Raw genomic sequence first — 16,079 nt, 5'->3', positions numbered from 1 at the left:
ATTTGCGGCTTAACCAAGTAGGATTACATGAAGGAGAAAATATCTATTACCGGACTATCGTCGGTTTCTAGTTTGGGGTCAAGCCCCGATGAGATATGGAACAACTACCTAAAAAATGAGACTTTTTTAAGTGTTAAAAATTTTGAGAAATTTGATGCATATGTAGGAGAGATTCCTGTTTATATAAAAGAGGAGTTAAATGATTTAAGAAATTCCGATTCTAAATATAAAAATTTAGATAGCTCTGTTTTATTTGCAATATATACCTCAAGAAAGGCTTTGAGTCAAGTAGATTGGTCGGCAGATTTTGGTGTGAACATAGGTTCGTCTAGAGGGGCTACAGAATTATTTGAAAATTATTATGATGATTTTAAAACAAATGAATTCGGTAAAACAGCTACCTTAACTTCTCCAACAACAACTTTAGGGAATATTGCCTCTTGGGTAGCGCAAGATTTACAAACTTCCGGACCTGATATAAGTCATTCCATAACATGTTCTACTGCTTTGCATGCGGTTTTAAATGGAATTGCTTGGATTCGATCAGGAATGTCTGAGACGTTTTTAGTAGGAGGAAGTGAAGCAGCAAATACGGCTTTTACCATAGCTCAAATGCGGGCCTTAAAAATTTATGCACCCATTGTAAAAGAAGATATTTTTCCTTGTAAAGCGTTAGATTTTGATAAAGAGATCAATACAATGGTAGTGGGTGAGGGCGCTGTTGCTATGTGTTTAGAAAAAGGAGTTTCTGAAAAATCCTTGGCAGTAATTGAAGGTATAGGGTATGCTACAGAGGAATTAAAGCATAATATTTCAATATCTGCAAATGCTGAATGTTTTCAGAAGTCTATGAAAATGGCCTTAAAAGATGCTGGATTGGATACTGTGGATGCTATTGTGATGCATGCACCTGGTACTCTTAAGGGAGATAGCTCTGAATACAATGCAATTCAAAAAATATTTGGTGAGCAAATACCTGCTTTGACTACTAACAAGTGGAAAATAGGTCATACACTTGGAACCTCAGGAGTATTGAGTATGGAGTTGGCAATATTAATGTTGCAACGTCAGCAATTTATTGAAGTACCTTTTAGTACTATTTCTAAAGCCCCAAAAAAGCTTGAAACCATCCTGGTGAATTCCGTTGGGTTTGGCGGAAATGCAGTGAGTATTTTGTTGAGTTCTAAATAAGACTTTTCCTGCTTATTATGATTCAAGTCATAATAATGACAATTTTATTACGTACTTTTGAACCTTTAAATTAAGAAAAATTATGAGTGAAGTAAGACATAATTGGACGAAAGAAGAAATTCTTGACATATATAATAAACCATTAATGGAGTTGTTGTACGAAGCAGCTCAAATACATAGATTACACCATGACCCAAATGCGGTTCAGGTGTCAACATTATTATCAATTAAAACAGGAGGATGTTCTGAAGATTGTGGATATTGTCCACAAGCAGCTCGTTATCATACCGATATTGATGGGAATGACCTAATGCCAGTGCAACAAGTAAAAGCGCAAGCTTTGCGTGCAAAAGCAGGAGGTTCTTCTAGAGTTTGTATGGGAGCGTCTTGGAGAAATGTAAAAGACGGACCTGAATTTGATGAGGTATTAGAAATGGTTCGTACCATTAATAAGTTAGATATGGAAGTTTGCTGTACTTTAGGTATGGTCACAGAAAATCAGGCAAAGCGTTTGGCAGAAGCTGGTTTATATGCATACAATCACAACTTAGATTCTTCAGAAGAATACTATAAAGAAGTAATTTCTACAAGAGGGTATCAAGATCGTTTGGATACGATTGATAATGTACGTAAAACAAACGTTACTGTTTGTTCAGGTGGTATTATTGGTATGGGAGAATCTATTGAAGATAGAGCTGGAATGTTAGTAGCTTTATCAACGTTAAATCCACAACCAGAATCTACTCCAATCAATGCATTGGTAGCGGTTGAAGGAACTCCTTTAGAAGAGCAAAAACCAGTTGAAATTTGGGAAATGATCCGAATGGTAGCCACTACTAGAATTGTGATGCCAGAAACGCAAGTTCGTTTGTCGGCAGGTAGAACTCAAATGAGCCAAGAAGGACAAGCAATGTGTTTCTTTGCAGGTGCAAATTCTATTTTTGCAGGAGATAAATTATTGACAACTCCAAATCCTGATGTTGATGAGGATATGAAGTTGTTTGAGAAATTAGGTTTAAACGCAATGAAACCTTTTACAAAAAAGGTACAGCCTAAAACTGTAGAGTCTGAAGATTCTCAGTTAGCAGCAAAAGGAGAAAATCCAAAATGGACGCGTCCAGAACATAAAATTGAAAGAAACGAAGCTGCTAAAGCAAGTGCTAAAGAAATTAGAGCTGAGTTGAAAGACAACTAATTCTTGTCGATACAATAAAAGTAAAACCTTCATAATTTAATTTGTGAAGGTTTTTTTTTATCGAAAAAAAATAAGTTTTTTTATTACGCAACTTTGTCTTTTGAACGATGATAAAGAGAGGGAGCTCAAAAAAAACAATTTTAATAGGCAAAAAAAGACCCCTTGTTTTTGCAAGAGGTCTTTTCTGTTTTATAAATGAAAATTTTAATGGAATAACTTGATGACATCATTTGCATTGGCAAATAATAATAAGGCCATTAAAACAACAAATCCTGTGATTTGTGCATATTCTAAAAATTTATCAGAAGGTTTTCTTCCTGTAATCATTTCATATAATGTAAATACTACATGACCTCCATCTAAGGCAGGGATAGGTAGTAAATTCATAAAACCTAACATGATCGATAAAAAGGCTGTAATTCCCCAAAAAGATTGCCAACTCCAAGTGGAAGGGAAAATGCTTCCGATAGAAATAAATCCTCCTAAACCTTTATAAGCACCAGTTTCTGGATTGAAAACTTTTTTCAGCTGTTTGATATAATCCGTCAAAGTTTTGACCCCTTTTGCTGTTCCGGCAGGAATGGCCTGTGCAAAAGTATATTCTTTTGTTTCTAGAGTGTAGTAACCTAATTTTTCCATGTCTACATCAGGTAAACTACCAAGACTAACTCCTATTTTTCCATTTTCGTCTAAGTTTACAGGAACAGTGATGTCTTCATTTTTTCTTTTAACAGCTAATGTCACTGTTTGATTTTTGTAGGTCGTTAAAATAGCACTGGCCTCATCAAAGTATTTTATAGGAGTTCCATTGATGGCTAAAATTAAATCTTTTGGAAGCAATCCACTTTCAGAATTTTTTGACTCTGGACCAAATCCACCAATCACAAAAGGAATTCTTGGAGATATAAAAGGTCTCACTCCTTTTCCTTTTTCAATTAATTTTGAAATAAAATCTACAGGGACTTCTTTTTCAATAGTTTGTCCATTTCTTTCAATGATATAGGAAGTACCATTGATAAATTCACCTGGCAAACTAGAAAATGCCTTTATTTTGTTTCCATCAACCGATTTAATTTTGTCTCCTGTTTTTAAGCCCAATTCAATTCCTAAAGAATCTGTAACCCAAATACCGTCTTTTACATTTTCATTAGGTAAATAGCTTTCTCCCCAAGTAAATAAGATCAAAATATAGATAGCAAATCCAAGAATAAAGTTTACGATAACTCCACCTAGCATTATTATCAAACGCTGCCAAGCCGGTTTAGATCTAAATTCCCATGGTTGCGGTGGCAATGCCATTTGCTCCGTATCCATACTTTCATCAATCATTCCAGATATTTTCACATATCCTCCCAATGGAATCCATCCAATACCATATACCGTATCTCCTATTTTTTTCTTGAAAATTGAAAATTTATAATCGAAAAATAAGTAGAATTTTTCTACTCTGGTTTTAAATAATTTAGCTGGAATAAAGTGCCCCAACTCGTGCAGTACAATTAATAATGATAGACTTAATAAAAATTGTGATGCTTTGATAAAAACTTCCATTTGCTTTTTTAGGTATAAAAATCGAAAGCAAATGTACAATTTTAAATAAAGGCTTTAAATTGATTTGTAGAAAGAATTGCATTCTGTTGAGTTAAATTGTGTTAAAGACAGGATTTTCTCAAATAAAAATAAATTTCTTCCACCGAGAATCGTAATTTTGATCTCAATTATGGAGATCAAATATTTTAAGAAATCAATTCCAACACTTTTGGTGATGTTGGTCTTTAGTGTTGTGGGGATATTCGTGTTTTATAAATTGTTGACACCCGAAAAAAAACTGCCTGTATATAGTCCGATTGATGTAAATCCAAGATTGGTAGATGCTTCTTTGCAACACGTAAAAAAGAACCATAAAATTGCAAATTTTGCATTGGTCAATCAGAATGCAGAACTTGTTACCGAAGCTACTTTTAAGGATAAAATTTATGTTGCAGATTTTTTCTTTACTCGTTGTGGAACCATTTGTCCTATCATGACCACCAATATGGTTGAAATTCAAAAAGCGTTCTTGAAGGATGATGATATATTGTTGTTGTCTCACTCAGTCACTCCTGTAATGGATAGTGTTTCTGTGTTAAAAGAATATGCAATGAATAAAGAAGTAGTAGATGCTAAATGGCACTTGGTAACGGGTGAGAAAAAAGAAATTTACAACTTGGCTAGAAAAAGTTATTTCGCCGTTTTAGATGAGGGTGATGGAGGTTCTCAAGATTTTATTCACACCGAACAATTTATTTTAGTAGACAAAAAGAAAAGAATTCGCGGGTATTACGACGGGACTGATCCCAAAGAAATTCAACGAATAATTGAGGATATTCATCTTCTTAAGAAGGAATAGTTTTAACTCTCGATAGAAATAAAAACAGGAGAAAACTTATTTTAGAACGATTCTAATTTAATATATTTGCACACTACATAAAACAGTGTTGTTTTATTAAATAGTAAAGAATTGATACATACCGTTGCAAATTTACAGAGAGGAGAAAAAGGCATTATTGAAGAGCTGTCTTTTGATGAAATACCATTGGCATTAATGGAAATGGGATGTATTCCTGGTAAGGAAGTTACCTTGATTCAATTTTCTCCTTTAAAAGATCCCTTATATATAGATGTAAATGGGAGTCATTTTGCAATCCGAAGAGAAACCGCAGAACGTATAATTCTTGTAAAACGATTGTGTGATGAGCTCTAAAAAATTAAATGTTGCCTTAGTAGGAAATCCAAATACAGGAAAAACCTCTTTGTTCAATCAGCTTACAGGTTTGACCCAGAAAGTGGGTAATTATCCGGGGATCACGGTTGATAAAAAACAAGGAACTTGCAATTTGTTAGATGGGAGTTCTGCAATTATTACAGATTTACCTGGGACGTATAGTATCAATCCGACTTCTTTGGATGAAAGTATTGTTTTAGAAACTTTGTTAAATAACGAAGGAAAAGAGTATCCAGACTTGGTGATTGTTGTCGCGGAGGTGGAGAATCTGAAAAGAAACTTATTACTTTTTACTCAAGTTAAAGATTTAAAAATACCTACGATTTTAGTGATCAATATGGTAGATCAAATGGAGCGTAAAGGTATTTCTCTTGATGTTGCGAAATTAGAATCTATTTTAAAGACAAAAATAGTACTTACCAGTGCTAGAAAAAAAGACGGTATTGAGAATGTAAAAGAAGCTATTTCTAAGTATACAGAGTGTGATGTCAATCCGCTTTTTTCAATATCAGAAAAAATTGATGAAGCGTATTTTAAAGAAGTAAAGTCTAGTTTACGTGGGTTTTCTTTGTACAAGTCTTGGTTGCTAATCACTCAAAAAAATCACGTTTCTTTTATATCTGAAGCTTCAAAACATATCATTGATAAGTTTAAAGTGGATCGTGAAAAGTTGAAAAAGTATCAGCACAAAGAAACTATTTACAGGTATCAATATATAAATGAGGTGTTGAAAAAAACCTATAGTATTGATAGGACAAATGGGACAGATTTGCGTAGTACGTTGGATAAGGTTCTTACGCATAAGATATTTGGGTATGTGATTTTCACAAGTATTTTGTTGTTGATGTTTCAGTCTGTGTTTGATTGGGCTTCGGTGCCAATGGATTATATAGATGTTTTCTTCTCAGATCTAAGTGCTTGGTCTAAAGAGAATTTGCCAGAAGGTGTTTTCTACGATTTATTCTCTGAAGGGATTATTCCTGGAATTGGTGGGATTGTAATATTTATTCCACAGATAGCCATTTTGTTTTTATTTGTGGCAGTATTGGAGGAGACCGGTTATATGAGTCGTGTTGTGTTTTTAATGGATAAAATTATGCGTCGTTTTGGAATGAGTGGGAAGAGTGTTATTCCGTTGATCTCTGGTACCGCATGTGCTATTCCGGCGATTATGGCGACAAGAAATATTGGGGGTTGGAAAGATCGATTGATTACTATTTTAGTAACCCCGTTTACCACCTGTTCGGCACGCTTGCCAGTGTATGCGATTATCATTGCCTTGATTATTCCTGAAGGTAGAGTTCTTGGAGTATTTAGTTTGCAAGGATTGGTGCTGATGGCTCTATATGCTTTAGGGTTTGCTTCGGCGATCATCTCTGCGTATATCTTAAATAAAGTATTGAAAGTTGACAGTAAAAACTTTTTTATTGTTGAGATGCCGAACTATAAATTGCCTTCTTTAAAAAATATCTTTTTTGATGTTATAGAGAAAACCAAAGCCTTTGTTTTAGGAGCCGGGAAAATTATTTTAGCTATTTCGATAGTTTTATGGTTTTTGGCGTCTAATGGAACAGATGATTTTCAAAACGCGGAAAAAATAATAGCAGAAAAATCAGTAGGTAAAAACTTAAATCAGGATGATCTTGAAAGTGAAATAGCCTCTTATAAATTAGAAAACTCATACATCGGTGTCATGGGGAAAATAATTGAACCTGCCATTTCTCCTTTGGGGTATGACTGGAAAATTGGGATTGCACTGATCAGTTCTTTTGCTGCTAGAGAAGTGTTTGTAGGAACATTATCTACCATTTATAGTGTAGGTTCTGATGATGAAGGGACTATAAAACAACGAATGGCTGCTGAAGTAAATCCGGATACAGGTGAGAAAAGATTTAATTTCCCTGCGGGAATGTCTTTGTTGGTTTTTTATGCATTTGCAATGCAATGTATGGGAACCTTGGCCATTGTTAAAAGAGAAACAAAGTCATGGAAATGGCCAGTTTTTCAATTAGTAGGAATGGGACTATTAGCCTATGTTTCTGCCTTGATTACCTTTACGATTTTAAAATAATGAGTGATGCAAGAGATTTTGGTGTATGTTTTTTTAGGATTGGCCATGGTTTTTCTTTTAAAAAAGTTTATTTTTAAGGGAAAGAACAATACGGATTGCGATTCTGATTGCGGATGTCACTAAAATTTATATCTTGCAGTCCTGAATAATTGTAAAATAACCTTTCTGAACCCCGAGAAAGTGATCTATTTATATTGCTATTGATTAAGATGTGTTTATAACCACAAAAAAAACAGATCATGATTAGAAAAGACATTAATGAAGATTGGAAAGATCTTCAGTTGGAAGAGGGATTGTATACCAAAAAAAAGAACAGGATATCCAATCAAGGTAGAGTGATATCTGTCGAAGAAAATGGAAAAACCCATCTTTTAAAAACAACACCAACAAACGGGTATCCAATGATGAATGCGTACCAGAAGTCCAATGGGAAAAAATCTGGTAGGTATGTGCATAAATTGGTTGCACAACACTTTTTAGAAAGAAAAGAGGATGAGGTTTATGTAATTCATTTGAATTATGATAAGTTGGACAACCGTGTTGAGAATTTGAAATGGGCTACAAAACGCGAAAAGGAATTACATCAGTTTAGTGGACCAGCGCATATCAATAGAAAACCGAGGTTACATTCAGCTAAATTGACTGAAGCTCGTGTGCGATTGATCAAAAGAAAAATCAATGATCCTAATAGGAAAACCAGAATGAAAATGATTGCCAAACAATTTGGCGTGTCAGAGATGCAATTGTACCGAATTAAATCTGGAGAAAATTGGGGACATGTCACCGATTATTAAGGAAAATAAAAATATATTAAAACACCCAAAAGGGTGTTTTTTTATGTTCGATTCTCAAAGAAAATTATGTTGGTAAAACATGAAATATATATAGTGTTTTTAATTTTAAAAAAACATGTTTTCGTACCTTTGAATTAAAATCTCTCTGGTATGGAAGACATGCTTTTTTATGATAGAATGCAATTTGCATTTACCATTACTTTCCATTATTTATTTCCTCAGTTAACAATGGGACTCTCCCTAATTATTGTGTACTTCAAATGGAAATTTCTTCGTTCTAAAAATCTTGTTTATAATGATTCGGCAAAATTTTGGATGAAAATTTTTGCTATTAATTTTTCTATGGGAGTGGTTACAGGAATTCCTATGGAATTTCAATTTGGTACCAATTGGGCTAAATTTTCTGAATTGACGGGTAGTGTTGTGGGGCAGACTTTAGCCATGGAGGGAATGTTCTCTTTTTTCTTAGAATCCTCGTTTTTAGGACTCTTTTTATTTGGTGAAAAATTACTCGGACATAAACTTCACTTTTTAACAGGCTTTCTTGTTTTTCTAGGTTCTTGGATGAGCGGTTGGTTTATTTTGGCTACCAATGCTTGGATGCAACATCCCGTAGGATATGAAATTTTAGAAAACGGAAAATTCGTATTGACTAATTTTACCGAATTGTTTACAAATCCTTGGTTGTTGCCGGCATATTTGCACAATCAAGCAGCCTCCTTGGTAACAGCTTCTTTTGTAGTAGCGAGTATCGGAGCATTTTATGTGTTGAGTGAAAAACATGAGAAATTCGGAAAATTATTTTTAAGAACAGGAGTGGTTTTTGGGTTGATTTCTACATTGATAGTTGCTTTCCCTACAGGAGACATGAATGCTAAAAATGTTGCAAAATATCAACCGGCTTCCTTTGCGGCCATGGAAGGAATTTTTCATACCGAAGAGGGTGGAGCAGAAATCGTATTGATCGGTCAGCCAAACATGAAAGAAGAGCGTTTGGATAATAAATTTGCAGTTCCAAATGTATTGAGTTTTCTTACGTATCAAGATTGGAATGCTGAGGTTAAGGGCTTGAACGAGTTTGATAAAAAAGATTGGCCAACAAATGTTCCTGGCTTGTATTATTCTTACCATATTATGGTTGGTTTGGGAACCTTATTTATTGGATTGATGGCCTTGGCGATGTTTTTATCGTGGAGAGGTATTTTGGTGAAAACAAAATGGGTATTGTGGGCCTTATTGTTCGCGGTTCCATTTCCTTATATAGCAAATATTACGGGTTGGTATACTGCCGAATTAGGAAGGCAACCTTGGTTGGTGTATGATTTGATGCGGACTGCAGCCGGCGCTTCGCCAACGGTTTCCTCAGGGAATACGTTGTTTACCTTATTAGGCTTTATCGGGCTTTATTTATTATTAGGTTTGTTGTTCCTCATATTGGTGGGCAAATTAGTGTATAGCGGACCAAAAACTTTAAAAGACTAAGCTATGGAGTTATTTTGGTACAGCGTATTGATCGGAATGTTGGCAGTCTATGTCGTTTTTGATGGTTATGATTTTGGAGCTGGAATTGTGCATTTGTTTTTTGCGAAAAAAGAAGAAGACAAACAACTGATCACGAAGTCTATTGGGCCTTTTTGGGATGCCAATGAAGTTTGGTTGATTGCGGCAGGTGGACTCTTATTTTTTGCTTTTCCGTTATTGTATGCTTCAGCTTTTAGTGGTTTTTATTTGCCTTTGATGATGATTCTTTGGTTACTCATATTCAGAGCCATTGGCTTAGAATTGCGTGGACAAATACATCATTCCATGTGGCATGCCATATGGGATAAAGCCTTTGGTGTTTCTAGTTTGTTATTGGCCTTGTTTTTTGGTCTAGCTTTAGGGAATGTTGTACGAGGTGTGAATTTAGGAGGTGTAGAGAACGGTGTTTCAAGTTATGAAGCTACTTATTTTTTTCTTCCGTTATGGAATAGTAGTTTAGATCCTTTAGCAGAGCGCTTGGGAGTGATTGATTGGTTTACCTTGTTGTTAGGAATTATCGCTGTGATTTCATTAACGATTCATGGAGCCAATTGGGTTATTTTAAAAACCAATTCAACGCTAAATGAGCAATTGAAAAAAATGATATTCCGTTTGAATTTTTTACTGGTGTTGTTTTTAATAGCATCCGTTTCTACCTTGGATATTGTGCAACCTACTATATTTAAAAATTACAAGGAGTATCCTGTATTGTTTGTTTTTCCTTTGATGACCATAGTGGGTGTTGCAGGACTTTTTGCTGTGAAAATTTATAAAAAAGAAATCTGGGGGTTTTTAAGTTCTACCTTATTCCTTTTTGGTGGATTCACAACAACGGCAGCAGCTATGTATCCAGTTTTGCTACCGTCTACAAATTCTATGAATGATTCGCTAACTGTCTATAATACGATCACAGAAGGATATGGGTTGTCGGTTGGACTGAATTGGTTTTTGATTGGGATTGTTTTGGTGGTTTTATATTTCATTGTTCAGCATCGCGTTTTTAGAGGTAAAATGGATGCAGTGGATTATGGAGAGCATTGATTATGACAAAGGAGGAAGTAATACTTGCATTAGAAAAATTAGCGAACCCTGAGAAGGTGGCCTTTAAAGCTGGTAAATTCGGTGTAAAAACGAGCCATAGAACTTTCGGGATTTATCATAAAGATTTGAAAATTCTGGCTAAGGAAATTGGCAAAAGTACGGCCCTTGGGATAGCACTTTTTGATACGGAAATCTATGAAGCTCGAATTTTATGCAGTAAAATATGTAACCCTTCTGAAGTTTCTGAAGATTTATTAGATAGTTGGGTAGAAACTTTTGATACTTGGGAGATTTGTGATTCCTTTTGTATGGAGCTGATCAAATTTCACGAATTAGCTTTAACAAAAGCCTTTGAGTGGAGTAGTAGGGAAGAAGAGTTTGTCAAAAGAGCAGGTTTGGTGTTGATGGCCGTTTATGGCTTTGCTGATAAAAATGCGGAGAATTCAGTCTTTGAAAGTTTTTTTCCGGTACTGCTTAGAGAAGCGAAAGACAATCGAAATTTTGTAAAGAAGGCCGTCAATTGGGCAATTCGTCAAATAGGAAAAAGAAATCAAGATTTAAGAAAAAGTGCCATTGCACTCGCAGAGGAAATAGCTCTATTGGAGGAACGCTCTGCCAAATGGATTGCAAAAGATGCTTTGAAAGAGTTGCAGGGAGAAAAATTAAATGTGTTGGATTATCCTAGAGCGATCTATCGACCAAAATTAAAAACGTAATTTTTTCCGATTCGCTTTTTTTTCACTGTTGGATTTTTTTGAATCCAATCTTCTTTTGATACTTCCCTTCGTTGGTTTTGTGTTTTTTCTGATTTTAGGCTTTTTGAGAGATTCGAATAACAAGTCTAAAAAGCGTTGTATAATTATTTTCTTGTTTTGAAACTGACTTCTACTTTCATCACACTGTAAAATAATATTTGAGTCTTTGCTGATCCTATTCGCTAGTTTTTTAGCGAGTACATTTTTTTCATTTTCTGAAAGAGCAGCAGAATTCTTCAAGTCAAAGGTCAACTCAATTTTTGTTGCCACTTTATTTACATTTTGTCCACCAGCACCGCTACTTCTAATGCCTTTTAAATTGATTTCCGATAAAATTCCTTTTTGGTTCATCTCTGTTAAAAATTATTCTGTTTGGACAATCGGGACATTGATAAATTCAGAAACCAATTTTACATCATTCATAAGTGTGTTAAGATTTCCATGGTCCACAACGTGAATTCGTTTTCTAGAATTTAAAATTAGATTAAATTCATAGCTATAATAACTCGGCGAATCACTGTCGTTACTTCTTATGTGTTCAGAAATAATTTGCAACCCATGAATATTAGAAAGTTTTGTGCAGTTTTTATCTTCAATGAACGGGTCCATTAAATATTTTTTTCGGAGTTTCCCTCTACGAAAATAACCAGAATTCATATCAAAGACAATCGGCTTCCTAAATCGTAATACCAAAACAATTCCAACAAACATAAAAACGGAAGCTAATATCGTGAGCCATAAAAAATCTTTATTTTCTCCAGTATACAGCTTTTTAGAATAAACAGACCAAGCTGTCAATAACGAAGAGAAAATAAAAACATAGGGAACAAAACGATACATGAGCGTTTTTTCAAACACGATTGTATTATTTTCTTTTTTCGCATTGTGAGTGATAAAATTAGCACCTCCTTTGTTTAAAGGTGTCCATTCAGTTTGTATGGTTTGGTGTTGGGTTGGATTATTCATAATCACATTATAAAGTACGCAATATATTAGAGTTTTTTTCAAAAGCAGTTCCAATAACAACCAAATCTGCTCCACTTTCAAATGCAGTTGCAATCGATTTTTTGTCTCGTAAGCCACCACCAACGATAATAGGGATGTTGCAATTTTTAGAAACAGATTGGATGATTTCTTTTTTTACCGGTGTTTTAGCACCGCTTCCCGCTTCTAAATAAATCAATTGTTTTCCTTGGTATTCTGCTGCTAAAGAAGTATCGGCAATAAGTTCAATTTCCGTTTGAGCGATGGGTTCTGTATTGCTTACTTTCTGAGTACTTGTATGAGTGCCACCGTCAATTAAAAGATATCCTGTCGGGATAATTTCCATAGGATTTTTTATCAGATAGGGTACAGATTTAATTTGTTGCTCAATTAAGTATTCAGGATTTCTACCGGATACCAATGATAAAAATAAAAGAGCATCAGCTTTCTTGGTGATCTGACTATGATCTCCAGGAAAAATAACAATAGGAATTTTAGTATGCATTTTTATTTGTAGGACACATTCTTCTGTAAGTCCAGCCGCCACAGTACTCCCTCCAATAAATATATAATCGGCATGAGAGTTATTGATTTTCTCAACCGTATTTTGAATTTCTAAAAGATCCAATTTGTCAGGGTCTAATAAAATAGCGAGCAGTTTTTTTTGGTTTTGCTTAGCGCAAATAATATCTTGTAGTATTGAACTTTTCATGGATCTAATCTAGTGGGATTGCATAAGCCAGAGTGAATCCATCGATAAAATCGAATTCAATAGCATATGGTTCGTTCCAAGGATGCTTTTTTATCCAACCGGTCGTTTTTTTATGAGTCAAAACAAATGGGTCTATCGGAAGGTGTTCCCTAAAAAGCAATCCGCCTTTTGGATGGATTTTATAAAGACTTTCTTTTGCTCCCCATAAAACGGTAAGCTGCTCGATCAAATTTTCATCTGTTAAAAAACTAGATTCCGAACCAACAAATTTATGGGCAATACGTTTGATTTTATCTCTGTTTTTTTCAATGTCAATTCCTACGCATTTATCGCTAATAATAACAGTAGAATAAGTAAATGAATGACTGATAGAAATATGTTTCCCGTCTTTTAAATTGGGTTTTCCTGTTTCAGAATAAAAAAGATCTGCATCTGAATACCCCGCTTTTTTTAATAAATGGCGTACACTTATAAATCCTTTTTGGTGCAATTCCGATCTCATATTTGTCAAGCGAGCGATGCTGTTTGCGGATAAAAAAATAGTTTTTAGTTCTTGTAAGGTTTCGGTTATTTTCCAGACTAGAACTGTGGTATTTTTGTCAACGGTAATTGTTTTGGCTAAAGGCATTTATATTGTCAAAGGTATTTCGTAATTTTGCATCCTAATTCACAAATATAAGAACTATGAGTTCAGAAACGTCAACATACACAAAATTTAAGGTAAAAGACATTAGTCTAGCAGACTGGGGTCGTAAGGAGATTCATTTAGCGGAAGCAGAGATGCCAGGTTTGATGAGTTTAAGAGAAGAATATAAAGGTCAGAAACCTTTGGCGGGAGCTCGTATCGCTGGATGTTTGCATATGACTATTCAAACGGCTGTTTTAATTGAAACATTAGTTGATTTAGGTGCTGAGGTAACTTGGAGTTCTTGTAATATTTTTTCTACACAAGATCAAGCTGCTGCTGCTATTGCTGCTGCAGGTATTTCTGTTTATGCTTGGAAAGGATTGAATGAAGAAGAGTTTGATTGGTGTATCGAACAAACTTTATTCTTTGGAGAAGAGAAAAAACCCTTGAACTTAATTTTAGATGATGGTGGAGATTTGACAAATATGGTGTTAGATCGTTACCCAGAGTTGGTTCCTGGTATCAAAGGATTGTCTGAAGAAACAACTACAGGAGTGCATAGATTGTATGATAGAGTAAAGGCAGGAACATTGCCAATGCCTGCAATCAACGTGAATGATTCTGTTACGAAGTCTAAGTTTGATAACAAATATGGTTGTAAAGAATCTGCAGTGGATGCAATTCGTAGAGCAACAGATGTAATGATGGCTGGTAAAGTGGCTGTTGTTGCTGGTTATGGTGATGTTGGTAAAGGGACTGCTGCTTCTTTAGCAGGTGCTGGAGCAAGAGTTATTGTAACTGAAATTGATCCAATTTGTGCGTTACAAGCTGCAATGGATGGATTTGAAGTACGTAAAATGGACAATGCTATTTCTCGTGCTGATATTGTAATTACAACTACGGGTAATAAAGATATCATTGTGGGTCGTCATTTCGAGGCTTTAAAAGACAAAGCTATTGTATGTAATATTGGTCATTTTGATAATGAAATTGATATGGCATGGTTGAATGGAAATCATGGTGCTTCTAAGGTTGAAATTAAACCTCAGGTAGATCAATATACAATTGATGGAAAAGAGTTTTTAGTTTTGGCTGAAGGTCGTTTGGTCAACTTAGGTTGTGCAACGGGTCATCCAAGTTTTGTAATGAGTAATTCATTTACAAATCAAACATTAGCACAATTAGAGTTGTGGTTGAACGGAGAAAGCTACAAAAACGATGTTTATATGTTGCCAAAGCACTTAGATGAAAAAGTAGCACGTTTACATTTATCTAAAATTGGAGTAGAATTGGATGAATTAAGCCAAGACCAAGCTGATTATATCGATGTAAAAGTGGAAGGGCCTTTCAAACCTGAGTATTATAGATATTAATATATTGTGCACTGAGCTTGCCGAAGTGTGCTGAATTTTATTAAAAAAACGCCTTGAGTTTCTCAAGGCGTTTTTTTGTTTATTGTGATGTTTTGGATATTTTTTTAACAAATGTTAGGGAAATATGATAAATGCTAGAAATTGTATAGTTAAATTGTTAATAACTTGTTGATTTTTGATGAAACTCCTATATTCGTTTTAAAATTGATCAATTAAAAGGGCTGTATGGTAGGAGTTTCCGAACACCATTTCAAAAACGTCAAGGGACTGATGTTTTTGGTTTTCTTCGTGTTTATTACAATAACGAGTTTTTCTTCAAAAATTTATGGGCAAAACTGTACCGTAAATGCAGGGATTGATAATACAATCTGTGAAACAGAGACACTTACTTTACAAGGTGTTTTAGGAGGAGCGATTGATTCCTCTTTATGGGTGCAAACTGGAGGTCCTTCGGTAATCATAGAAAGTCCTACAAGTGAAGTAACGGATGTAATCGGTACCATTGGAGGAAATACCTATACTTTTATGCTTACGGCTGTCTGTGGTGATACCGTAGATGCCAATCCACAATCGGTCACAATTACAGTAAATGCAATTCAAGATGCAGTTGCAGGTTCAGATATTGAGGGCTGCCCAGGAGTGTATTTGTTAAATGCGACGCCAACAGATCCAAATATAGTAGAGGTTAGCGGTAGCTGGTCCATCGAGGGAGGTAATGGAGCTGGAATAACATTAACAGATCCTTCTTCAGCAAACTCACAGATAACTTTATCAAATACTTCAATTGGTACCACAACATTGCGTTGGACTGTTGAAAATACGACTACACTTTGCAGTACCTATGATGAAATTCAAGTAACAAATTTTGGTGGAGAACCAATCGCTATTGCAGGGAATGATAAAACCTTGTCGCAGTGTTATACCACAAGTACAGGTACTAATTTAGATGGATCTATTGGAGGTGATGGTACAGGTTCTCAAATTGGAATGTGGTCCTTCGTATCTGGTCCAAACGTGCCTAATATTTCAGATGAAAATGATGCTAAAACG

General features: G+C 34.9%; 16 protein-coding genes. 11 read left to right on the top strand and 5 right to left on the bottom strand.

Features of this window, described 5'->3' with window-relative positions:
• Window positions 1-27: 27 nt before the first annotated feature.
• Together P8H68_RS05910 and bioB are read left to right on the top strand one after the other, a co-directional pair.
• Window positions 28-1,191 (top strand): beta-ketoacyl synthase N-terminal-like domain-containing protein, encoded by a 1,164-nt coding sequence (locus P8H68_RS05910; RefSeq protein ID WP_300322458.1) that lies wholly within the window; start codon window positions 28-30, stop codon window positions 1,189-1,191.
• A gap of 82 nt (window positions 1,192-1,273) precedes the next feature.
• The gene (gene bioB, locus P8H68_RS05905; RefSeq protein WP_300322457.1) at window positions 1,274-2,386 is read left to right on the top strand and encodes a biotin synthase BioB; all 1,113 of its coding nucleotides are present in this window, start codon (window positions 1,274-1,276) and stop codon (window positions 2,384-2,386) included.
• 204 nt (window positions 2,387-2,590) lie between these two features.
• On the opposite strand, the gene rseP is transcribed toward bioB, so the two are convergent.
• On the bottom strand, window positions 2,591-3,937 hold the full coding sequence (rseP, locus tag P8H68_RS05900; RefSeq protein ID WP_300322456.1) for an RIP metalloprotease RseP: 1,347 nt from the start codon (window positions 3,935-3,937) through the stop codon (window positions 2,591-2,593).
• A gap of 169 nt (window positions 3,938-4,106) precedes the next feature.
• Between rseP and P8H68_RS05895 the strand changes: the two genes are divergently transcribed.
• The 7 genes from P8H68_RS05895 to P8H68_RS05865 all read left to right on the top strand — a co-directional run bounded on the left by P8H68_RS05895 (window position 4,107) and on the right by P8H68_RS05865 (window position 11,293).
• Window positions 4,107-4,775, top strand: coding sequence for an SCO family protein (locus P8H68_RS05895; protein WP_300322455.1), 669 nt, complete (start codon window positions 4,107-4,109; stop codon window positions 4,773-4,775).
• A gap of 111 nt (window positions 4,776-4,886) precedes the next feature.
• The gene (locus P8H68_RS05890) at window positions 4,887-5,129 is read left to right on the top strand and encodes a FeoA family protein (RefSeq protein ID WP_300322454.1); all 243 of its coding nucleotides are present in this window, start codon (window positions 4,887-4,889) and stop codon (window positions 5,127-5,129) included.
• The gene (gene feoB, locus P8H68_RS05885; protein WP_300322453.1) at window positions 5,119-7,221 is read left to right on the top strand and encodes a ferrous iron transport protein B; all 2,103 of its coding nucleotides are present in this window, start codon (window positions 5,119-5,121) and stop codon (window positions 7,219-7,221) included. The genes P8H68_RS05890 and feoB overlap by 11 nt, the downstream gene beginning before the upstream one ends.
• 239 nt (window positions 7,222-7,460) lie before the next feature.
• Entirely contained in the window at window positions 7,461-8,015 is a 555-nt protein-coding gene (locus tag P8H68_RS05880; RefSeq protein ID WP_300322452.1) for an HNH endonuclease, read from the top strand.
• A gap of 150 nt (window positions 8,016-8,165) precedes the next feature.
• Window positions 8,166-9,497 (top strand): cytochrome ubiquinol oxidase subunit I, encoded by a 1,332-nt coding sequence (locus P8H68_RS05875; protein ID WP_300322451.1) that lies wholly within the window; start codon window positions 8,166-8,168, stop codon window positions 9,495-9,497.
• 3 nt (window positions 9,498-9,500) lie between these two features.
• Window positions 9,501-10,577, top strand: coding sequence for a cytochrome d ubiquinol oxidase subunit II (gene cydB, locus P8H68_RS05870; RefSeq protein ID WP_300322450.1), 1,077 nt, complete (start codon window positions 9,501-9,503; stop codon window positions 10,575-10,577).
• 2 nt (window positions 10,578-10,579) lie between these two features.
• Window positions 10,580-11,293, top strand: coding sequence for a DNA alkylation repair protein (locus tag P8H68_RS05865; protein ID WP_300322449.1), 714 nt, complete (start codon window positions 10,580-10,582; stop codon window positions 11,291-11,293).
• On the opposite strand, the gene arfB is transcribed toward P8H68_RS05865, so the two are convergent.
• Genes arfB through P8H68_RS05845 form a run of 4 tightly spaced genes read right to left on the bottom strand, consistent with a single transcriptional unit; the run spans window position 11,282 to window position 13,656 of the window.
• The gene (arfB, locus tag P8H68_RS05860; RefSeq protein ID WP_300322448.1) at window positions 11,282-11,683 is read right to left on the bottom strand and encodes an alternative ribosome rescue aminoacyl-tRNA hydrolase ArfB; all 402 of its coding nucleotides are present in this window, start codon (window positions 11,681-11,683) and stop codon (window positions 11,282-11,284) included. The genes P8H68_RS05865 and arfB overlap by 12 nt on opposite strands.
• 12 nt (window positions 11,684-11,695) lie before the next feature.
• Window positions 11,696-12,298 carry a hypothetical protein gene (locus P8H68_RS05855; RefSeq protein WP_300322447.1) on the bottom strand — a complete coding sequence of 201 codons (603 nt, stop codon included), beginning with the start codon at window positions 12,296-12,298 and terminating at the stop codon, window positions 11,696-11,698.
• A 7-nt stretch (window positions 12,299-12,305) separates the two neighbouring features.
• A complete protein-coding gene (locus tag P8H68_RS05850) occupies window positions 12,306-13,028 on the bottom strand; it encodes a geranylgeranylglyceryl/heptaprenylglyceryl phosphate synthase (protein ID WP_300322446.1) in 723 nt (240 codons plus the stop codon).
• Between the two features lie 4 nt (window positions 13,029-13,032).
• Entirely contained in the window at window positions 13,033-13,656 is a 624-nt protein-coding gene (locus tag P8H68_RS05845) for a 4'-phosphopantetheinyl transferase superfamily protein (RefSeq protein WP_300322445.1), read from the bottom strand.
• A gap of 56 nt (window positions 13,657-13,712) precedes the next feature.
• On the opposite strand from P8H68_RS05845, the gene ahcY reads away from it, so the two are divergent.
• On the top strand, window positions 13,713-15,029 hold the full coding sequence (gene ahcY / locus P8H68_RS05840; protein ID WP_300322444.1) for an adenosylhomocysteinase: 1,317 nt from the start codon (window positions 13,713-13,715) through the stop codon (window positions 15,027-15,029).
• Between the two features lie 225 nt (window positions 15,030-15,254).
• The coding region (locus tag P8H68_RS05835) for a hypothetical protein (RefSeq protein ID WP_300322443.1) at window positions 15,255-16,079 on the top strand (825 nt) is incomplete at its 3' end.

Source organism: Flavicella sp. (assembly GCF_029238425.1).
Taxonomy (GTDB): domain Bacteria; phylum Bacteroidota; class Bacteroidia; order Flavobacteriales; family Flavobacteriaceae; genus Flavicella.
The sequence above is the reverse complement of the archived record's forward strand: the minus strand, read 5'-3'. Positions and strand labels throughout refer to the sequence as shown.